This window comes from Bradyrhizobium sp. SSBR45G (genome assembly GCF_030159255.1).
Lineage (GTDB): Bacteria > Pseudomonadota > Alphaproteobacteria > Rhizobiales > Xanthobacteraceae > Bradyrhizobium.
On sequence record NZ_BSCT01000067.1, the window covers coordinates 1 to 19,928 of the forward strand.

Annotated in this window: 23 protein-coding genes; 13 read left to right on the forward strand and 10 right to left on the reverse strand. The window is 66.6% G+C overall.

What is annotated here, in order from left to right:
- Window positions 1–217 (forward strand): hypothetical protein (locus QQL87_RS36800; RefSeq protein ID WP_284424002.1); only part of this gene is annotated, 217 nt, incomplete at its 5' end.
- Here QQL87_RS36800 and QQL87_RS36805 read toward each other — a convergent pair.
- The gene (locus QQL87_RS36805; protein WP_284424003.1) at window positions 214–1,083 is read right to left on the reverse strand and encodes a LysR family transcriptional regulator; all 870 of its coding nucleotides are present in this window, start codon (window positions 1,081–1,083) and stop codon (window positions 214–216) included. The two genes, QQL87_RS36800 and QQL87_RS36805, sit on opposite strands and share 4 nt — an antisense overlap.
- Before the next feature lie 456 nt (window positions 1,084–1,539).
- Here QQL87_RS36805 and QQL87_RS36810 point away from each other — a divergent pair, with 456 nt between their 5' ends.
- The 5 genes from QQL87_RS36810 to QQL87_RS36830 all read left to right on the forward strand — a co-directional run bounded on the left by QQL87_RS36810 (window position 1,540) and on the right by QQL87_RS36830 (window position 6,384).
- Complete coding sequence (locus QQL87_RS36810) at window positions 1,540–2,616, forward strand: LLM class flavin-dependent oxidoreductase (protein WP_284424004.1); 1,077 nt, start codon at window positions 1,540–1,542, stop codon at window positions 2,614–2,616.
- Window positions 2,613–3,125 carry a flavin reductase family protein gene (locus QQL87_RS36815; RefSeq protein WP_284424005.1) on the forward strand — a complete coding sequence of 171 codons (513 nt, stop codon included), beginning with the start codon at window positions 2,613–2,615 and terminating at the stop codon, window positions 3,123–3,125. Before QQL87_RS36810 ends, QQL87_RS36815 begins: the two co-directional genes overlap by 4 nt.
- Before the next feature lie 17 nt (window positions 3,126–3,142).
- Window positions 3,143–4,633, forward strand: a complete 1,491-nt coding sequence (locus tag QQL87_RS36820) for a sodium:solute symporter family transporter (protein WP_284424006.1) — start codon at window positions 3,143–3,145, stop codon at window positions 4,631–4,633.
- A gap of 65 nt (window positions 4,634–4,698) precedes the next feature.
- On the forward strand, window positions 4,699–4,989 hold the full coding sequence (locus QQL87_RS36825; RefSeq protein WP_284424007.1) for a hypothetical protein: 291 nt from the start codon (window positions 4,699–4,701) through the stop codon (window positions 4,987–4,989).
- A gap of 66 nt (window positions 4,990–5,055) precedes the next feature.
- Window positions 5,056–6,384, forward strand: coding sequence for an LLM class flavin-dependent oxidoreductase (locus QQL87_RS36830; protein WP_284424008.1), 1,329 nt, complete (start codon window positions 5,056–5,058; stop codon window positions 6,382–6,384).
- A gap of 111 nt (window positions 6,385–6,495) precedes the next feature.
- Here QQL87_RS36830 and QQL87_RS36835 read toward each other — a convergent pair whose 3' ends face one another.
- The 7 genes from QQL87_RS36835 to QQL87_RS36865 form a co-directional block, all read right to left on the reverse strand.
- Window positions 6,496–7,665, reverse strand: coding sequence for a mandelate racemase/muconate lactonizing enzyme family protein (locus QQL87_RS36835; protein ID WP_284424009.1), 1,170 nt, complete (start codon window positions 7,663–7,665; stop codon window positions 6,496–6,498).
- A 34-nt stretch (window positions 7,666–7,699) separates the two neighbouring features.
- The gene (locus QQL87_RS36840; RefSeq protein ID WP_284424010.1) at window positions 7,700–8,407 is read right to left on the reverse strand and encodes an SDR family NAD(P)-dependent oxidoreductase; all 708 of its coding nucleotides are present in this window, start codon (window positions 8,405–8,407) and stop codon (window positions 7,700–7,702) included.
- Window positions 8,404–9,474, reverse strand: coding sequence for an ABC transporter substrate-binding protein (locus tag QQL87_RS36845; RefSeq protein WP_284424011.1), 1,071 nt, complete (start codon window positions 9,472–9,474; stop codon window positions 8,404–8,406). The genes QQL87_RS36840 and QQL87_RS36845 overlap by 4 nt, the downstream gene beginning before the upstream one ends.
- 18 nt (window positions 9,475–9,492) lie before the next feature.
- Window positions 9,493–10,332 carry an ABC transporter permease gene (locus QQL87_RS36850; protein ID WP_284424012.1) on the reverse strand — a complete coding sequence of 280 codons (840 nt, stop codon included), beginning with the start codon at window positions 10,330–10,332 and terminating at the stop codon, window positions 9,493–9,495.
- Window positions 10,325–11,152 (reverse strand): ABC transporter ATP-binding protein, encoded by an 828-nt coding sequence (locus QQL87_RS36855; RefSeq protein ID WP_284424013.1) that lies wholly within the window; start codon window positions 11,150–11,152, stop codon window positions 10,325–10,327. Before QQL87_RS36855 ends, QQL87_RS36850 begins: the two co-directional genes overlap by 8 nt.
- Before the next feature lie 83 nt (window positions 11,153–11,235).
- Window positions 11,236–12,180, reverse strand: a complete 945-nt coding sequence (locus QQL87_RS36860; RefSeq protein ID WP_284424014.1) for a dihydrodipicolinate synthase family protein — start codon at window positions 12,178–12,180, stop codon at window positions 11,236–11,238.
- A 29-nt stretch (window positions 12,181–12,209) separates the two neighbouring features.
- Window positions 12,210–13,025 carry an IclR family transcriptional regulator gene (locus QQL87_RS36865; protein ID WP_284424015.1) on the reverse strand — a complete coding sequence of 272 codons (816 nt, stop codon included), beginning with the start codon at window positions 13,023–13,025 and terminating at the stop codon, window positions 12,210–12,212.
- A gap of 253 nt (window positions 13,026–13,278) precedes the next feature.
- Here QQL87_RS36865 and greA point away from each other — a divergent pair, with 253 nt between their 5' ends.
- Complete coding sequence (gene greA / locus QQL87_RS36870; protein ID WP_284424016.1) at window positions 13,279–13,761, forward strand: transcription elongation factor GreA; 483 nt, start codon at window positions 13,279–13,281, stop codon at window positions 13,759–13,761.
- A gap of 28 nt (window positions 13,762–13,789) precedes the next feature.
- Window positions 13,790–14,254, forward strand: coding sequence for a metallophosphoesterase family protein (locus QQL87_RS36875; RefSeq protein ID WP_284424017.1), 465 nt, complete (start codon window positions 13,790–13,792; stop codon window positions 14,252–14,254).
- 90 nt (window positions 14,255–14,344) lie between these two features.
- Here the strand turns inward: QQL87_RS36875 and QQL87_RS36880 are convergent, their stop codons facing one another.
- A complete protein-coding gene (locus QQL87_RS36880) occupies window positions 14,345–15,175 on the reverse strand; it encodes a DUF4175 family protein (protein WP_284424018.1) in 831 nt (276 codons plus the stop codon).
- 3 nt (window positions 15,176–15,178) lie between these two features.
- Complete coding sequence (locus tag QQL87_RS36885; protein ID WP_284424019.1) at window positions 15,179–17,368, reverse strand: TIGR02302 family protein; 2,190 nt, start codon at window positions 17,366–17,368, stop codon at window positions 15,179–15,181.
- Window positions 17,369–17,552: 184 nt separating this feature from the next.
- Between QQL87_RS36885 and QQL87_RS36890 the strand changes: the two genes are divergently transcribed.
- The 5 genes from QQL87_RS36890 (at window position 17,553) to QQL87_RS36910 (ending at window position 19,758) form a co-directional block, all read left to right on the forward strand.
- On the forward strand, window positions 17,553–17,765 hold the full coding sequence (locus QQL87_RS36890; RefSeq protein ID WP_284424020.1) for a hypothetical protein: 213 nt from the start codon (window positions 17,553–17,555) through the stop codon (window positions 17,763–17,765).
- A gap of 646 nt (window positions 17,766–18,411) precedes the next feature.
- On the forward strand, window positions 18,412–18,654 hold the full coding sequence (locus QQL87_RS36895; RefSeq protein WP_284424021.1) for a DUF1902 domain-containing protein: 243 nt from the start codon (window positions 18,412–18,414) through the stop codon (window positions 18,652–18,654).
- Window positions 18,651–18,845: a type II toxin-antitoxin system HicA family toxin gene (locus QQL87_RS36900; RefSeq protein ID WP_172183628.1), complete on the forward strand. Its 195-nt coding sequence runs from the start codon at window positions 18,651–18,653 to the stop codon at window positions 18,843–18,845. Before QQL87_RS36895 ends, QQL87_RS36900 begins: the two co-directional genes overlap by 4 nt.
- 53 nt (window positions 18,846–18,898) lie before the next feature.
- Complete coding sequence (locus QQL87_RS36905; RefSeq protein WP_284424022.1) at window positions 18,899–19,186, forward strand: addiction module protein; 288 nt, start codon at window positions 18,899–18,901, stop codon at window positions 19,184–19,186.
- Complete coding sequence (locus tag QQL87_RS36910) at window positions 19,177–19,758, forward strand: hypothetical protein (protein WP_284424023.1); 582 nt, start codon at window positions 19,177–19,179, stop codon at window positions 19,756–19,758. The genes QQL87_RS36905 and QQL87_RS36910 overlap by 10 nt, the downstream gene beginning before the upstream one ends.
- The last annotated feature ends 170 nt before the right edge of the window (window positions 19,759–19,928 follow it).

A 19,928-nucleotide genomic window follows, 5' to 3' on the forward strand; every position in this document is an offset into this window, starting at 1 on the left:
CGCCAGCCTTGAGGCCGGCCGATCGCCGGCCTACCTCAACAGCACAGTTGCTCCGAGTGAGGCGGGATGCGGAAACATCGTCCTGATTTGCCCGACGACACAAGGCCGCGCGCATGCGGCAAACTGGCTCGACGGGCAGTTTGCGCAGAGCTGTCATGATCAGACTGCCCGTCGGGCATCCTCGGCCGGCTATCAGCCGACGCTTTCCGCGAGCTAATCCGCTCGGCCACCGAACAGGGACACGAACCGGTCGATGTTGTGCTCCCGCAGCCCGAACAGCCAATACCGCACGGGAATCTCGAGTGTGCCGATCCGCACCAGCCGGCCCGCCGACAACCAGGGCTGCGCGGCCCGATCCGAGACAAAGCCGATATAGCGGCCACCGAGCAGAGCCGAGATCACCGCCATGCTCGAGGCAAGCTTCAGGACCGGATGCGCCAGCCGATCGGGGTCGAGGCGATGCGACGCCAGCACCGCGGCCAGCGTCGCGGTCAATTCGCCGTGCTCCCAGAGCAACGGCACCTGCTCCCCGAGCGCCTTCCAGCCGAGATCATCCGGCACCTGTCGTGCGCGCTCCGGATGGCCGCACAGGATCAGGCGATCCGCAAACACCGCGACCTGCTGGAATTGCGGATGGCTGGGCATCGCGCTGGTCACCCCGGCGTCGGCCGTGCCTCGCATGACGTAAGCCGTCACCTCGTTGACGCTGCCACGGATGAGATCGACGCCCTGCACGCCAGCGCCGCTCTCCCGCGCCAGCATCTGCGGCATCCAAAAGTCGTAGGCGCTCGCCGTGCAGGCGACCAGCGCCGATTGCGCCAGAGGCCGGCGGCCTTCGACACGACGCATCGTCAGCTCGACGTCGCGAAGGATCCGTTCCGCCTCGTTCAGCAGAACCTGGCCGGCCTCCGTCAACATCAGCCGGCGTCCCGAACGATCGAACAGGGGAACGTCGAGCTTCTCCTCCAGCTTCTTGATCGAGACGCTGACGGCCGATTGCGTGAGCCCAAGCTGCTCGGCGGCGTGGGTAAAGCTGCCGAAATGAGCGGCTTCGAGAAAGATCCTCATCTGCTCGAAGGTCATGGAATCTCCTTGGCCTCGGCAGCGTCCGGCTCGCAGCCGAACGCATGCCTCCGGACAATTTCCAACCAGTTCCCGAGCAAGGCTGCCGTCAAACCAGTCACTCCGATGGCTTTCGATGAATTAGTTTCATTCTCGCGAGGATCAGCATCGAAAGCGCCGTCGTATCATTCATACACTTCAGTGTGCATGAACTGAATGAATATGTAGTCCGGATATGCTGTCACGGCGGGCATTGCTGGGCGCTTTATCGATCAATCGCGCCGTAATTTTCAGCACCACCATCGCACGGCTCGGCGCGCCCCTGTTTGGCAGGACGCTTGCTAATTGATCTCGGACGAATTCTTCGGACGAGGACAGCGACGACATGCCGTCTGCGACTTCTGCGATAAGAGCCGATGACAGATCGCCCCCCGATCGTGATCCGCACGCGCCTGTCAAGACATGCGAGGTGGCGTGATGGAGTTCGGCATCTGGCTTCCCGTCTATGGCGGATGGCTGCGTTCGCTCGACGCACCGACCGGCCCTGACGTCGCAGCCTGCCTCGCAATCGCGCAGCAGGCCGAGGCGCTCGGGTTCGACTTCCTCTACGCGTCGGAGAATCTGCTCAACTGCATCCATGGTCCAAGCGAAAGCGTCGCCGACGCCTGGAGCATCATGGCTGCCATTGCCGCGGTGACCAGCAAGGTCGGGCTGTGCGGCGCCATCAAGCCCGGCTTCCGCTCACCCTTCCTGGTCGCTCGCATGCTCGACACGCTGTCGAAGATCGCCGAGCGCCGGCTTGGCATGAACATCGTCTGCGGCTGGTGGAAGGAAGAGTTCGATCTGTCCGGTGTCGACTGGCTCGATCACAACGGCCGCTACGACCGCGCCAGCGAATTTCTCCGCACGCTGTACGGCCTGTTCCAGCCGCCGGCCGAGATCGTCGAGACCGACGTCGGCGCGGGAGCGGCGCAGTCGGTCGAGATCAAGCAGCCTCCGACCTACGGCCTAGACCAGAATGCGCTTCCCGAGGTCTGGATCGCGGGCCACTCCGACCGCGCCATGCGGATGGCGGCCGAGTGGGGCCACTGCCTGTTCCTGAATGGCATGGGCGACGAGGAGCTGAAGCGGCGCATCCAGGCGGTGCGGCAGGAAGCCAACGGCTGGGGCCGCCGCCTCCTGATCGCGGCCAACGCCTATGTCATCGCAACCGAGACGACCGAGCAGGCGCAGCAGCGCTGGAAGACGGTGGTCGCCCGCCGCAACTCCGAGACGATCGACTTCTTCCGCAAGGTGATCGGCAGCTCCGGCGCCGCCGCCTGGGCCGCGCTCGGCGAGGAGCAGATGGTCGATTCCAATGCCGGCTTCGAGCTCGGCCTGATCGGCTCCTTCGAGGACATCCGCAACCGCATCCCCAGGCTGCAGGCCATGGGCCTCGACCGCATCGTCTGCCAGTTCGACGACCCGATGCGCGATGCCGGGCCGTTCATGAAGCAGGTAATCCGGCCGCTGCGGGACAATCGAACGCTTGCCTTCGAAGGTCAGATATCATGAGCACGATCGAAGCCACGATGACTGCTGCAGAGTGCCTCAGACAGGGCTTCAAGGACGTCTTCAGTCAGCTGGCGTCCGGCGTCAGCGTCGTCACGTTCTGGCGCGGCAGCCACCTCCACGGCTTCACGGCCACCTCCCTGACATCGGTGTCGCTGCAGCCGCCACGGGTCCTGTTCTGCGTGGCGCAGAGCAGCCAAAGCTACGCATCGCTGGGCGCCGGCACATGCGTCGGCATCTCGCTCCTCAGCGCCGGACAGCGCGAACTCTCCGACCGCTTCGCCCGCAAGCTCGCGCCAGGCGCCTATGAGGACGTGGCGCTGACCGGACCCAACGGGCGCACGCCGCTGATCGCAGGCGCGCTCGGGCACCTGACGGCCGACATCGTCGAGCTGATCCCATCCGGCGACCACGCCATCGTGCTTTGCGACGTCACCGCGGCCCAGGCGGCCGGCGGCGCGCCGCTGCTGTACCACGCCCGCACCTATCACACGCTTCACCCCAGTTCCTGAACCCCGGAGATATCGCAATGGACAAGTCTATCTTTGCCGCGATGCCAAGTCTGACGCCGACCCTCGGGTTCGCGTCGATGATCGGACTAGGCCTGTTCTCGCTCGCCCTGTCCTACGCCGTGAAGACCCTGCTCGTCAGGAACACCCACGACTTCATCATCGCCGACCGTCGCGTCGGCTTCGGCTTCGGCGTCGGCTCGGTCATCGCCGTATGGACCTGGGCGATGGCCGTGATGATGAGCTCGGCCATGACCTATCAATGGGGCCTGTCGGGCCTGTTCTGGTTCGTGGTGCCCAATGGCTTCGCGGTCATGGCGATGATCCCGTTCGCCCGCATCCTGCGCAAGAACATGCCGGAGGGCTACACGATCTCGGAGTTCATCGAATATCGTTTCAGCAGGTCGAAGGCAGCGACGGCGATCGTGACCGTCACCATGATCTTCGGAATCATTCTCGAGATCCTCATCAATCTGAAGGGCACGTCGGTCGTCATCTCCACCGTATTCGGGATCGACTGGAAGGTCGCGACCGTGGTCGGCATCATCTGCGTGCTCGCCTACTCCTATTTCGGAGGCTTGTGGACGAGCGTGATGACGGGAACGCTCAACACACTGATGATCACGGTGCCCGCGGCGATCGTGGTGGCTGCGGTGTACGCCGTGATCCCCGGCGGATCGGAAGCCGTATTCAACGCGGCGGGTGCGGCAGACGCCCGCAACCTGTCGGTGCTGCGTCCCGATGCGGCGGCCGGCTTCGGCATCACGCTGGCGTTCGGCCTGCTCGCCGCCACCGTCTCCGACCAGACGTTCTGGCAGAAGGTGTGGGCGATCAAGAGCCGTGATGTCGGCCGCGTGTTCCTGTGGTCGGGCGCGCTGTTCTATCCGATCCCGATCTGTTTGGGCATGCTTGGCCTGGTCGGCATCGCCTACGGCCTGAAGCCGTCGGATTTCGGCGGCGACATCGTCGCGGTCGGCCCCTACATCGTCTCGCATATCGGGCTCGGGCTGACGCTGGTGCTGCTCTACGTCCTTGTCATCCTCGCCGCCTGCTATTCGACCATCGACGGCGCCAGCGCCGCGCTGTCCTCGGTCGTCGCCGTCGATATCGTCAAGCGCTACTTCCCGCAGACCTCCGAGAGCAGCCTGTTCGTGATCACGAAGGTGTCGGTGCTGCTCGGCGGCATCGTGGCCACGCTGATCGTGCTGTCGGGCCTGGACTTCACGACGCTGGTGCTGACGACCTACGCGCTGAAGACCTCGATCCTGCTGCCACTGGTGCTCTCGATCCTGTGGCCGAAGACCAACATGGTCGGCTTCGTCGGCGGCATTGCGCTCGCGATCGCCGTGGGCATGCCGATCTATGCGACCGCAGGAGAATTGATCGGCACCCTCTCGATCGTCGCGATCAGCGGCCTGACCGTACTCGTCGCCGGCCTGATCGGCGGCAAGGACTTCGATCTGGCCGGCCTGCGCCGCATCGGCGACGAGGTCTCGGCCCCCGCCGAATAGCTGCACGACGGCGCGCCGGGCCTCGGCGCGCCGCTTTCCCTCGACACGTTTCAATGGAGCCAGGCATGTACATCTTCATCACCCTCGTCGGCATTGCCGTGACCGTGTTCTTTCTCGCCGGATTCTGGCGTGGTCTGCAGAATGCCATCGCCGAATATCGCAGCGGCGCGCCGGAACCCAACGACGTACCGAACTATCAATATGGCAGCCTCGCCGCACTGTCGGTGATCGCATCCGCCGTCATCATCGCCGGCGCCGGCTTCAGCCCGGCCATGATCTATGCGGGCCCGCTGCTCGCACTGGTGACCGCCGCCGGATGCGGCCTCGCCTTCTTCGTCGAGCAGAAGAGCACGTGACGGAGACGGGCCCCCAGCACGCATCGAAGCTCGGCCAGATGAATTCCTGACGCAGGAGACAACGACATGACGACGACCACGAAGAAGAAGGCTCATCTTCTGGGATTCATCCAGCACGGCGTGAACAGTCATGCCACCGGCATGTGGCGCCACGTCAAGGACAAGATCGGCTGGGATTTCGCCCGGCCGGAATATTGGCAGCACATGGCCCGCACCATGGAGCGCGGGATGTTCGACGCCATGTTCATCGCCGACGAGCTGGCGCCCTACAACACCCATGAGGACAGCTCGGACGCGATCGTGAAATGGGCGGTGCAGTGCCCGACCCACGAGCCATCGACCATCGTGCCGATCATCACCACGGCGACCAAGCATCTCGGCGTCGGCGTCACCTTGTCGACGGCGTTCGAGCATCCCTATTCGATGTGCCGCAGGCTTTCGAGCCTCGATCATCTCTCCAATGGCCGCGTCGCCTGGAACATCGTCTCGTCCTACTCCAAGAGCGAATGGGATGCCTATGGCCACACCATGACCGAGCGCAGCGGCCGCTACGACCGGCTCGAGGAGTACATGGAGGTCTGCTACCAGCTGTGGGATTCCTGGGAGCCGGACGCGATCATCGCCGACAAGGCCTCGGGCATCTACGCCGACCCGGCCAAGATCAAGGTCGTGAACCACGAGGGCAAATACTACAAGTGCCACGGCCGGCACTTCTGCGCGCCGTCACCGCAGGGCCGTCCCGTGCTGTGGCAGGCCGGCTCGTCCAACCAGGGGCGCGACTTCGCCGCCAAACATGCCGAGGCGATCTTCGCCGTGCATCCGAACGTCGACCGCATGAAGCAGTATGCCACCGACCTGAACGAGCGGCTGGCCGGCAAGTTCGACCGCAAGCCGGGATCGGTCAAGCTGATCTATGGCCTGCAGACCGTGGTCGCCGAGACGCGCTCGGAAGCGCTGGAGAAATATGCGCGGATCAAGGAATGCATTCCGCCTGCGGGCGCGCTCGCCTGGATGTCCGGCCATTTCGGGCTCGACTTCTCGAAGTTCGATGGCGATGCGATCGTGCAGAACATCGAGGTACCGGGCATTCAGGGCCTGTTCGAGTCGATCATCTACGCCAAGGGCGGCGCGCCGGTCACGGTGAAGGAGGCCGCGATGATCTATGCGCAGGGCATGGGCATGCCGGTGGCGGTCGGCACGGCCAAGGACATCGCCGACCAGATGGAGCACTACATGGACGAGGGCGGCGCCGACGGCTTCATGCTGGCCGCCACCTACACGCCGGGCTGCTTCGAGGAGTTTGCCGATCTCGTCGTTCCCGAGTTGCAGCGCCGTGGCCGGTTCAGGACGCGCTATACCGGTTCGACCCTGCGCGAGAACCTGCTGGAGGATTGAGCCTCGCATTGCGCTGAGCCAGCCGCGAGAATCCTTGTTTGTCCATCATGGCCGGGCTCGTCCCGGCCATGATGCGTCGTAACCGGCAATCGTCCGGCGGCGTCCTTCGACTCAGGCGCTCAGCGCGCGCATCTCCGCATAAAGATCCGACTTGCCTTCGAAGCCGATGCCCGGGAGATCAGGCATGGTGATGTGACCATCGATAACCTTCACGCCGTCGGGGAAGCCGCCATAGGGCTGGAACAGGTCGGGATAGCTCTCATTGCCGCCGAGGCCGAGGCCGGCGGCGATGTTGAGGGACATCTGGTGGCCGCCATGCGGGATGCAGCGCGACGGCGACCAGCCATAGGTCTTGAGGACATCGAGCGTGCGCAGATATTCGCACAGGCCGTAGGACAGCGCGCAGTCGAACTGCAGCCAGTCACGATCGGGGCGCATGCCGCCGTAGCGGATCAGGTTGCGGGCGTCCTGGTGGCTGAACAGGTTCTCGCCGGTCGCCATCGGGCCGGGATAGAAGTCGGCGAGCGTGGCCTGCAGGTGATAGTCGAGCGGATCGCCCGCCTCCTCGTACCAGAACAGCGGATAGTCGCGCAGCATCTTGGCATAAGCAATCGCAGTCTCGAGATCGAAGCGGCCATTGGCGTCGACGGCAAGCTGATTGGCCGGGCCGATCTCCGCGAGCACGGCCTCGATGCGCTGGCGGTCTTCCGCGATCGGCGCACCGCCGATCTTCATCTTGACGACGGTGTAGCCGCGTTCGAGATAGCCGCGCATCTCGCGGCGGAGCGCCGAGAGGTCCTTGCCGGGATAGTAGTAGCCGCCCGCGGCGTAGACGAACACGCGCGGATCGGCCTTGCGGCTGTGGCGCTCGGCGAGCAGACGAAACAGCGGCTTGTCGGCGATCTTCGCCACCGCGTCCCAGATCGCCATGTCGAGCGTGCCGACCGCGACCGAGCGCTCGCCGTGACCGCCGGGCTTCTCGTTGCTCATCATCGCCGCCCAGGCCTTGTCGGGGTCGATGTTGTCGCCGGTCTCGTCGAGCAGCGACGCCGGATCGGCCTCCAGCAGGCGCGCGCGAAAACGCTCGCGGATCAGGCCGCCCTGGCCGTAGCGGCCGTTGGAGTTGAAGCCGTAGCCGACCACGGGCCGGCCGTTGCGCTCGACATTGGTGATGACCGCAACCAGGCTCGACGTCATCTTGGTGAAGTCGATATAGGCGTTGCGGATCGGCGATGAGATCGGCTTCGTCACCTCGCGGACGTCGACGATACGGACGGTCATGGTCGTTCTCCTGATCGTGGTCGCACGCGCCGCTTCAAAGCGAGGCGCCTGCGCAGATGGTGATGGTCTGTCCGGTGATCGCGGCCGCCTCCGGCGACAGCAGGAAGGCGGTGAGCGCGGCGACCTCGGCCGGGTCGACGAAGCGGCCCATCGGCGGCAGCACCGGCGCGGTGCCGGCGCGGCTGGGATCGCGCAGGAACGGCGTATCGGTGGCAGCGGGAGCGATGACGTTGACGGTGACGCGGCGTGGCGCGAGCTCGATCGCCCAGGAGCGCGCGAGGCCCGTGAGCGCGGCCTTGGTCGCAGCGTACTGGCTGCGGCCGGCCGCGCCATTGGCGGTGCGGCTGCCGAGCAGCACGATGCGGCCGCCCTCGCCCATCACAGGCGCCAGCGCGTTCGCCAGCGCCTCCGCCGCGCCGACATGGACGCGCCACATGCCTTCGCCGTTGTCCGGCGCAAGTTCGCCGAGACGGCCGACGCGCATATAGCCGGCGGCGTGGATCAGTGCGGTCACAGGGCCGATGTCGGCGAGTTGCGCGGTCAGCGCGCGCGGCTCGGCGAGGTCGGCTTGCAGGCCGTCGAAATCCACATGCACGAGCGCCGGCGGCGCGCGGTCGATGCCGGTCACGCGCCAGCCGCCCGCGAGCAGGCGCTCGGCGATGGCGCGGCCGATGCCCGAGCTGGTTCCGGTCACCACCGCGTGGCGGCGACCGGAGCTGCTGTCGTCATGCTGTTCGCTCATCCCTTGTACGCAGCCGCCTCGGCCTTGACCTTCACCGCGTCGAAATTGTTGATCTTGTCGATCAGCTCGTTGGTGTAGAGCGCGGCATAGTCCTTGATGTCGAGCCCGTTCATCGCGGCCTCGGTGCGGAACTCCTGCTCGTTGATCGCGCCCATCTTCGTATCGGCATAGGGCGGCGCGTACAGCTTGATGCGCCGGCTGATCGACTGCAGCACGGCCTTGACCGCCTCGTCCTCGCTGGCGCCGCGCGGCGCCGTCTCAGGATAGAGCTTGAGGAACGCCTTGGCGCCGGCCGCAGGATTGGCGAGCAGGAACTGCGAAGATTTACAGACCGAGCGGCCGAAGCCGATCAGGAGATCCTTGTCCTTCTCGAACGTCGCGGGCATCGCCATCAGGAACTGGCCGCCGACCATCGGAATCGTGGTCGGGCGCGGCAGATAGACCAGCTCGATGCCAGCGGCCTCGATCTGGCCGAAGCCAGTGTCGAAATAAGCCAAGGCATCGACGACGCCGCGCTGCAGGGCGACGCCGGCCGGCGTGCCGTTGCCGACCGCAACCCAGCTCACGTCCTTCTCCGGATCGAGGCCGAGCGCCTTCAGCACGTTCTTGGTGACCGGATATTCGGTGGCGCCAAAATCCGAGACGCCGATCTTCTTGCCCTTCAGGTCCGTGTAGCTCTTCAGCGCCGAGCCCGGCGGGACGGCGATGTCCCATTTGTAGGGATAGGTATACTGATAGAACAGTTTCGCGCCGCCCCATTCGCCCTTGGCGAGCAGCGGCAGCGCCGTCGATGGCACGCCGACGCCGATCGCCACCGTGCCGCGATCGGTCGCGACCTGGACGTTGGCATTGGTGCCGAGCGCCTGGACATCGAGCGAGAAGCCCTCCTGCGCATTGTAGCCGAGCGCCTCGCCGATCACGCAATTGATGACGGTGGCATTGAGCGCCTTGAGCCCGACGCCGAAGCGAATCTTGCGCGACTCCGCCGCAATCAGGCCGGCCGGCGTGCCGCTCATCAACAGCGCCGCACCGGCGCTGCTCTTCAGGAATGACCTGCGCGAAACCATCCTCTGCTCCTCCCTGTTCTATTTTTTCCGATTGGCGCCCCAGTGCACGACCTTCGCCTCGCACCAGCGTACGATCCCGTGCAGCACGATGCCGAGCACGCCGAGAATGATCAGCGCGGCGAACACGCCGGCGACATCCGAGACGGCCTGAGCCTGCGTGATCACGACGCCCATGCCGCGCTGGGCGCCGAGGAATTCGGCGACGATGGCGCCGAGCAGCGCATAGACCACGGCCATGTCGAGGCCTGCGAAAATGAAGGGCGCGGCGTTGGGCAGCTTGACGATGCGATAGGTCTCGAGCCGCGAGGCCGACAGCGAGCGCATCAGGTCGATGCGCTCGGGCTCGACGGCGCGCAGGCCGGTGAAGCTGTTGATGAGCACGGGGAAGAACGACAGCAGCGCCGAGATCGCGATCTTCGAGCCGTCGCCGAAGCCGAACCAGATCACGATCAGCGGCGCGATCGCCACCTTCGGCAGGCTCTGCAGCGCGAACGCATAGGGCATCACGAGCCGCTCGATCGCCTCGACCTCGGCCATCAGCGAGCCGATGACGAGTCCGAGCCCGACGCCGATGGCGCAGCCGACGGCGGCATTGCTGAGCGTGCTCCATAGCGGCAGGTAGTAGCCGAGCGAACTGGCGGGACTGACGGCGAGCCCGGACCACAGCGCTCGGACGACGGCTTCGGGCTTCGGCAGGATGTAGGACGGGATATTCAGCAGGTTGACCGCAGCGATCCAGCTCAGGATCAGCACGGCGAGGCCGATCCAGGCGATCGGCGATCCCAGGCTGATGCGGCGGCGTGAGCTTGCTGGCTTCTGCGATATGGCTGACGCGGCGATGTTGGCGAAATCAGTCATGGCCGTGCTCCTGGGCGTTGAGCAGCCCGCGGACCTCCTTGGCGAGCCGCGCATAGTCCGGATGCAGCACGATGTCGTCGAAGCTGCGCGGCCGCGGGATCGGCACATGGAGGTCGGCCAGGATGCGGCCGGGGCGCGCCGACATCACGATGACCCGGTCGGCGAGGAAGATGGCTTCCGAGATCGAGTGGGTGATCAGCAGGATCGTCTTGCGATTCTCCTGCCAGATGCGCTGCAGCTCGAGGTTCAGGCGCTCGCGCGTCAGCGCATCGAGGGCGCCGAACGGCTCGTCCATCAGCAGGATCTCGGGATCGCGCGCCAGCGCGCGGCAGATGCCGGCGCGCTGCTGCATGCCGCCGGAGAGCTCGTAAGGGTATTTGTCGCCGAAATCGGCAAGGCCGGTGACCGCGAGCAGACGCTCGATGCGGTCGCCCGCCGGCGCGTGCCTGCCACCGACGCGCAGGGGCAGCCGCACGTTGTCGCGCACCGTCATCCACGGCAGCAGGTTGGCGGCCTGGAACACGACGCCGACCTTGCGCGACGGTCCGGCGACGGTTTCGCCATCGAGCAGCAGCCGTCCCTCGCTGTAGTCGTCGAGTCCGGCGAGCAGGCGCAGCAACGTGCTCTTGCCGCAGCCTGAGGGACCGACGACGCAGACGAATTCACCAGGCTTGATGTCGAGCGAGATCCGGCTCAGCGCATGCACCGCAGCGCCCGAGGCCGACACATAGGTCTTGGACAGCTGGTCGATCGCGATCAGCACATCGTCCGGCGCGGCAGATGCGCGCCGGGGTGCATTGTCGACATCCATCATCAGCATGAGCGTCGTCCCTGGATTTGTCTTGCTTGTCGTTCATCGCCGCAGGCAGCCGGGCCGGGCCCGGCCGCCTTGTCGTCGCAAGATCAGGCCGCAGCCTGCACCGTCAGTCCGGCCGCCGCGACGGCGGCGCGGATCGCGGCCATTTCCTCGGCGCTCGGCGCATGCGTCGGCGGGCGCACCGTGGCGTCGCGAACGACGCCGGCGACCTGCATCGCGGCCTTCATGCGGCCATGCGCCTCGCCGGTCGGCTCGCCGCCGCCATACACCGCGTCCTTCAGCGGATCGATCATGGCCTGCAGCTTCATCGCCAGCTTGAGGTCACCGGCGGTGACGGCGGCGAACAAATCGTAGATCAGGTCCGGTATCAGCGAGGCAAAGCCGACCAGCGCGCCGTCGACACCCTGCACCATCGAAGCCAGCAGATATTCGTCGTGGCAGGTCAGCAGCGCCTTGTGCGGCGCCGCCGCGCGAATCGCCTTGAGGTCGCGGGCGTATTTGTTCATCTCGCGGGTGCCGATCTTGAAGGCCTGCACGTGGTCGAGCCGGGCGAGCTCGGCGAGCAGCTCGGAGGAGAACGAGGCGCGGGTCCAGGCCGGGTAGACGTGCACGATCAGCGGCAGCTTGGTCGCCTCGCCGATCGCGCCGAAATAGTCGAGGCAGTGCTCGCGCTTGAAGCCGAAGCGCAGCCAGTGATGCGGCGGCATGATGTCGAGCGCGGTGGCGCCGGCTTCCTTGGCCATCAGCGCATGCTCGATGCCGTCCTTGATGCCCTCGCAGACCACCGAGGAGATGGTCGGGCAGATGCCGCTGAGCGCCTTGGCGACGATGCGCGTCACCTCGGCGCGCTCCTTCGCGGTGAGGCTGAAGACCTCGCCGGTGTGGCCGTTGGTCATGATGCCGACGATACCGCGGCGCTTGCCGAGCCAAGTCGCGTAGCGCGACAGCTCGGCCTCGTCGATCGAGTGGTCGGCGTTGAAGGGGACGGCGATCGCCGGGATGATCCCCTTGAAATTGGTCATGACGCTCATATCGGTCTCCCAGGTGGTCGGTTCTGATGTCATCGGTTGGAAACGGTGGCGATGGCGCCGCCCATGGCTTCGAGCGCGCGCGACAGCTGCGCCGCGGCCCTGAGCAGCGGCGCCACGCCCATGCGTTCGAACGCCTCGGCCGACATGCGCATGGTCGGTGCCGCGACGCTGATCGCGGCGAGCGGCACGCCGTCGCGATCGATCACCGGCGCGGCCAGCACGCACAGCCCCGGTGCATTTTCCTGATTGGAGAGCGCGTAGCCGGCGGCCTTCACCTGGCGCAGGCGCTGAAGCAGCGCGTCGAGATCGGTGATCGTGGTCTCGGTGCGCTTGATGCGCGGCTGCGCCTCGAGCACCGCGATCTGCGTCTCCACCGGCAGCAGCGCGAGCAGCGCCTGGCCGACGGCGGTGGAATAGACCGGCGCGCGGCTGCCGATGCGGACGTCGACGCCGAGCCGGACAAGGCCGGCCTGGATGCGCTCGACATAGACGATGTCGCTGCCGTCGAGCACGGCGAGCGAGGCGGCCTCGTTCATCTCGCCGACCAGGCTGCGCAGGATCGGCCGCGCCTGGTCGCGCAGTTCGGAGCGCGCGATCGCGTTGAAGCCGAGGTCGAGGCATTTCAGCGTCAGGCGGAAGCGCCTGGTGTCGCCGACCTTCTCGATATAGCCGAGCATCAAGAGCGTGTTGAGCAGGCGGAAGGTGGTGCCCTTGTCGAGCGCGGCGCGGCGCGCGACGTCGGCGAGCACGAGCTCGGGCTCCTCGCTGGTGAAGGCGTTGAGCACCTGAAAGCCCTTGGCCAGCGACTGCACGACGCTTTTGCCAGCCTTGCTGTCCTCGTCCACTTGGAGGCTCCGACGTTTCCTGCTTGACGCCCGTCTTGACGGCGGGCATTTTGATCTACTATGGTTCGGATTGCGAACTATAGTTCGTATATTCAAACGCTGTTGGTGGCGCCTGTCAAGGGCGGACCGTCCTATTTGCGCATCTGCGGCGCGGGCGTTGGCGAGGGCGCAGGTGCGACTTGAAATCCGCCCGCACGGCATGATCTCTCCCCGACGCGCCGCCTGACTCGGCGCTTTGCAGGAGATCGGGCGCTTGAGCGTTGCATTCACCAAGGAAGAGAGCGCGGAGACGGCGGCGGAGACGCTGCTGCCGGACCGGCCGGTCTCGCCGCATCCCAATCTCGTCACCGCCGTGGGCCTGAAGGCGATCGAGGACCAGCTGCATCAGGCGCAGGCGGCCTATGAGGCGGCGCAGGCGATCGAGGACGTCAACGAGCGGCGGCGCGAGCAGGCGCTGCCGCTGCGCGATGCGCGCTATTTCGCGAGCCGGCTGCGGACCGCGCAGGTGATGCCGCCCCCGGCCTCGACCGACACGATCGCATTCGGCAGCACGGTGACGTTCCGGCGCGGCGATGGCCGCGTGCAGACCTACACGATCGTCGGCGAGGACGAGGCCGATCCGAAGCGCGGCATGATCTCCCATGTGTCGCCGGTGGCGCGGCTGCTGATCGGCAAGGCGGCCGGCGATGTCGTCGAGGCGTCGGGCCAGGAGATCGAGATCCTCGCGATCGCCTGAGGCGCGGCGCATCAGACGGGCGGGACCGATGCCGACGATCGGGATCATCTCCGACACCCACGGCCTGATGCGGCCGGAGGCGGAGCGATGTCTGGCCGGCGTCGATCACATCCTGCATGCCGGCGATATCGGCCGGCCCGAGATCATCGACCGGCTTCGCCTGCTGGCGCCGGTCACCGCGATCCGCGGCAACATCGACACGGCCGCGTGGGCGGAGGCCTATCCGCACACCCGGACGGTGGAGCTCGGCGGCCGCTCCTTCCATCTCGTGCACGACGTCCACGACCTGCAGATCGATCCGGCCGCGGCCGGCATCGACGTCGTCATTTCCGGGCACTCGCACCGCGCACGGATCGAGACCGTCGGTGACGTGCTCTACCTCAACCCCGGCAGCGCGGGCCCGCGCCGCTTCAAGCTGCCGGTCACGCTGGCGACGCTGCAGCTCGGCGCTGGCCAATTGTCGCCCGTGATTCACGAGCTGGTCACCGCCTGAGCAACGAACGCATCACGGCAAGACATTGCTCGGTCATCGCCGCGCCGCCCGCTCACAGCGTCACGAACGCCATGTGGGCCGCCGCCATCGTCAATTGTCCTTCAGCAGCCGCTCGATGTACTCCAGCTCGATCTGCGGCCGCGACGGATCGGCGGAGCGGCGGCGCAGCTCCTCGAGGATGCGGCGGACACGCTGCACGTCGATCTCGCCGGGGATCTTCTGCGACAGATCGTCGATGTCGCGGCTGGGCATCGGACGGCCGAGCGGATCGGTCTTCCACGCCTTGCGCGAGTCGCGGCCGGGCTGGTTGCCGGGGCCGTCGCCCGGCTGGTCGCCATCGCCCTGCTGCGCATTGGCCATCGCGTTCAGGCCCTTCTGCAGCGCATCGAGCGCCTTGCCCTGCGAGCCCGCGGCGCCCTCGGCATTGCCCTCGCCGAGCTGGTCGCCGGCATCGCCCATCGAGCTGTCGGCCTGGTCGAAGCTGTTGCCGTCGCCGTCCTGATCGCCGGAATCGGCCTGGTCGCCCGGCTGCTGGCCGTCCTTCTGACCATCCTTCTGGCCGCCCTTGTCCATGTCGATGCCGCGCTCGGCGAGCTTCTTCTTCAGCTCCTGCAGCCGCTTACGCAGCTCCTGCTGGTCCTGCTGAAGCTCGGTGCTGAGATAGCGCTCGAGCTCGCGGATGGCCGACGACTGGTGATTGACGCTCTGGTCGGACTGCTTGCCCCTGAGGCTGTCAGCCGAGTCCTGCATCGCGCGTTCCGCACGATCGAGATATTCGTCGAGCGGATCGGCCATCGCGGCGACGCCGCCGAAGCTGCACCCCAGCAGCACGCCGCCCGCCAGCAGCAGCGCGCGCCCACGCGGCCGGGCATCAACGGCGTGTCGTGATCGGCGCGGCACCGGCTTGATCCTGTCGGTCATGCGTCACTGCGCTCCCTTCGACTCGCGCCAGGCCCGCAGCTGCGAGCGCAGGCCCTCCTGCTGCCGGGCAATGTCCTCGAGCTCCTCGGGCGACGCACCACGCGTCTTGTCCCGCAGCTCCTTCGACTTCTTCAGAATGACCTCGACCTCCTTCGGCAGCGGCACCGGCGCCTGGCCGGACTGGTCGCGCGAGCCGCGCGAATTGCGCTCGCGCTTGGAGTCCTGGCCCTGCTTGAAGGTCTTGTTGCGTAGCTGGTCCTGCTTGCGGATGATGTCGGTGAGCTCGGCCATCATCTTGTCGAGCTCCTCGTCGCCCTGGCCGGGCTGCGCCGTCTGCAGGTTCTCCAGCATCTGCTTGAGCTGCTCGAGCAGCTCGCGCGCGCCGTCCTTGTCGCCGGAGCGCGACAGGCGCTCCATGCGGTCGATCATGTTCTGCAGGTCCTGCGGCCGCACCAGCTTGGTGTTGGGATCGAGCGGCCGCTGCGCCATCTGCGGGGTGTTGCGCAGCTGCTCGGCGAGCTGGCGCATGTAGTTGTCCATCGCCCGGCGCAGATCCTCGGCGAGCTTCTTGATCTCCTCGTCGCTGGCGCCGCGCTCCAGCGCCTGCTTCAGCGCGTCCTGGGCCGCGCGCAGCGCCTTGTCGACGTCGGAGATGTTGCCGTCCTCGATGGTGACGGCGAGCGACCACAGGCTCGCGACCACCTCGCGCAGCGCATCGTCGGTGCGGGCGGCCTCGAGCTGGCGGGTGACCGAATGCAGGCCGAGATACTGGCCGGGATCGGGCGTGAACATCTCCGGCGCGATCGCCAGCGCGTCGAGCGCGGTGAACACGTCGCTGTTGCGGTTGCCGTCGAGCGCGAGGATGCGCCGCTGCTCGATCAGCGCCCGCGCCAGCGGCTTGGTGAAGAGACGCTCGGGCAAACGGGTGTCGAACGGCTCGCTCCTGCCTTCGTTGCCGGCCTCGTCCTTGGCGGTCAGCGTGATCGTCACCTCGGCGCCCGCATAGGGATCTTCGCTGAGATCCTTCAGGGTCTGGCCGACGCCGTTGCGGGTCCGCGCATTCGGCAGCACCAGCGCGAACTCCGGCGGCTGGAACAGCGGCCGCGCCGCATGCGCATCCGCCGGCTTGGCTTCGGCGACGCGCGCAGTGACACGCGCCTTGGCTTCGGTGACGCCGTAATCATCCTCGAGCTTGTAGGACAGTTTTAGCGCGCCGCGCGCCTGGCGCTCGGGATCTTTGGCGAAGCTGATCACCGGGGGCTGGTCCGGGGTCGCCGCGAACGCCCATTGCGGCTGGCCGGAGGGCGCGCGGACATGCGCGGTGCCGTCAGCCTTGATGATGAAATGCTTCTCGGTGGTGCCCTTCGGCGCGGCCTCGCCGGCCGCGACCTCGGCAGGCGCTGCCTCGGCGACGCCGCCCGAGGTGATGACGTCGAGCGTGCCGCCGCTGGAGCGCACGATCAGCGTGCTGCCGGCCGGCACCAGGATCGGACCGCTCGACGGCACCGCGCCTTCCTTGTTGGCGGCGGAGAGGATGATCGGCGGCTTGGCGGTGTAGAGCGGCGGCTTGACCCAGGCATCGACGCGGATCGTCACCGGCGCCAGCACGCCGTTCCAGTCGAACGCCGAGGCGAGGCGCATCCGCCGCTCGTCGCCGGCGGCAAAAAAGGTCGCGACCAGCAGCACGACGACCAGCGCGCGCACGGCCCAGGGGTCGTGCAGCAGCAGCCGCGGCCGCGGCGTTCCGGCGCGGATCCGCTTGATCGAGGCCAGCGTGCGCTCGCGCTGCGCCTGCCACAGCGCGCGGGCGATCGGATCCTGCGTCGAGAGCGTATCGGTCAGCGCGGTCGCGGGCCGATGGGCGATGCCCGAGCCGCGATCGAGCCGGGCGAGGCCCTCGTCACGGCTCGGCCAGCGGAAGCGCAGCGCAGGCACCGCGGCACCGACGAGAAGCAGCAGAAACAGGGCGACGCCGACCGCGCGCGCCGGCAGCGGCAGGCCGAGCCAAAGCCCGGCCCAGGACACGATCAGGAACAGGCCGACGACCATCAGCAGCCGCGCCAGATGCGGCCAGCCATGCTCCCAGGCGATGGCCAATCGGGCCCGCTTCAGCGCCTGCGCCAGCTTCAGCCGCGCAAGGGCGTCGGGGGTGCTGCTTGCCGGCCCGGCCGGCTCGGGGGTCACACCGCTCAACAATCTCTCCAGGTTGCCCGGATCTTGACGCTAGCACAAAGGCGCCCGTGAGGCACCCGCTCCCCGGCACTTTCCCGCCTCACCGCCACGGTTCACACGCGAGTGTGACCGGCCGGGTTCCCCGGAAAGCTACGGCCACCGCACCGCGCCTCGCCTCAGCGGCTGACCCGGGCTACGATGAGGCATGACTGATCCAAAACCCAGGCTCCTCCCGTCTGCCCTTCCGCCAGGCGAGGCCGAGCTTGCCGAATGGCAGGCCCTCAGCCGCAAGGAGCAACTGGCCTGCTATCGCGCGGCGCTGCTGCATCCGGATTGCCTGCGCATCAGCACCGCGACCATGAGCGACATCTTGGCCGAGGCGCGACGACGCGCGCGCCACGATCGCCGCACCGACTGAGGCCGCGCGAAGCAAGTCCTGCAACTGTGCACAACGCATGGAATTCCGTTCTCGCGGCGTGATCCGCCCGAGCTTTGCGAAACGCGTCACCCTCTGGAGAAGCGAGGGCGCAGGGAAGACCGGGCGCCGGCCGGCGCCCATGGTCCGCGTGCAACAAAAAAGCACGCGGCAGAACCACAGGCTCAGCCGAGATCACCCGGCCTTCCCTGCGCGATGGTGTTACGACTTATACGCGATCTTCCCGGGGAACGGCTGTCTTGCCCCCGTCGCAGGCGACTCGTCATCGGCCTGCTTGGCATCAGCACCGCGATGCCAGAACCACGCGACTTCATCGTCGCATCGGGATCGTTCGTCCGCGCGAGCAAGCCCACGCTGCGCCCCAATGCGCCCACCGCATCCCGCACCCGACGTCCGTGACGACCGCGAAGCGCCCCCTCTGTGGGACGGGATGCGGGGAGTAAAGCATGATTTCGGATAAAGCGCAATAAGAATTCTGCGCCTCGGGCTCGGCCAAAGCTTGGCACGCCGACAAACCTGCTGAATTTGGCTGCTCCAAACGGCGAGCTGGCTCGAGATTACGACGCTGCGGGGTTGATTTTTCCGAACGGCGCGCCACAACATGCATGGAGCAGAGGAGCACGCCGAGATGTCGACGATCGTCGTTCGCGCGACCTGGGATCCAGAAGCCAGCTATTGGGTCGCCGAAAGCTTGGACGTGCCGGGCCTCGCCACCGGCGCGGCAACGCTCAACGAGCTGGCCGCCAAGCTTCCCGGCATCATCCAGGACCTGCTGGAAAGTCCCGACAGCTCCGATCTCACCGAGACCGAAATCCCCATCGAGATCATCGCCTCGATCTCCACCAAGGTGCGCGCCCACGTCGCCGCATGAAGAGCTTCACGCCCGAGCTCAAGAAGATCCTGCGCGAAGCGGGCTGCGAATTCGTAAGGCATGGACGCGGCGATCATGAGATCTGGCAAAGTCCGATCAACGGCCACCGCTTCGTCGTCGACAACGCCATTCCGTCGCGCCACCTCGCCAATGCCGTTCTGAAGCAAGCCGGATTGCCGAAGGCGTTCTGACGTCTATCGGCAACGCTCCTCACTAGTGCGACGATTTCAAAGGCTCTTCGCGTATGACGCCCAAAGATATTGCCGCTCTCACGCTTCAGGAACGGTTCGACCTCCTGACTGACCTCTGGGACAGTCTGGCCGCCGAAGGCGTGATGCTGACCCCAGTGCAGGAAGCCGAGCTCGCGCAACGGGCCGCCGCGCTCAGTTGCGCGCATGATGCATTGGAATGGACCAAGCCGCTGTTGGCCGAAGCCATCGCCGAGATCGAACGCGGCGAGGGCGTGCCGCTCAGCAAACTCGAGGCACAGCTCGACGCCGAAATGTATTCGGGCCCATCGCCATGCCGATGACCCGCCTCGCTGTCGCGCCGCTGCGCGCCCTGGCGTGCCTGCTGACCTTTGCCTTGGCCCTCGCATGGCCGGTGCAGGCTCCCGCAACAGATGCTTCGGCTCCCGCCACTGTTGAAATTATCAACGGACCGACGCCTGGCGAACTCGCGCTTCGCGCCCATGGGACGGTCGAACTCGCTCCGGAACTGATCGTCGAGGAGCAGCGCGACGACGGCAGTTTCGGGCGCGTTCTGGATCTCGATGGCGGCACGATGAAGCTGGTGGCGTCATGCGACCAGCGGGCCGGCAGCTGCGTGACGATCGACGAACGTGGCCTGCGGCCAGAGCCGTGGAGCGGCATGTCCTGCTCGGCTCAATGCAACGGAAACTGCGACCGGAATTATCCGCTGTCCGGTCGATTTCGCTTCGTGGTGATGTCGTGCGACGGCCGGACGAGGTTCGAGGGCCGGTCTTCGAACTGCCCCGGCCAACACATGGATCTCGCTTTCGCCGTCCTTGAGTGCCCCGCCGGAGCCAATTTAGTGCACCGTCACCGTAATCCCCGCTGTGGGGTCGATTCCGCTTCGTGGTGATGTCGTGCGACGGCCGGACGAGGTTCGAGGGCCCGGTCTTCGAACTGCCCCGGCCAACACATGGATCTCGCTTTCGCCGTCCTTGAGTGCACCGCCGGAGAGCCAATTTAGTGCACTGGACTGCACCCCTCAAGTGAGACACGATAATCTCAGTGACAGTGCGGTTGCCA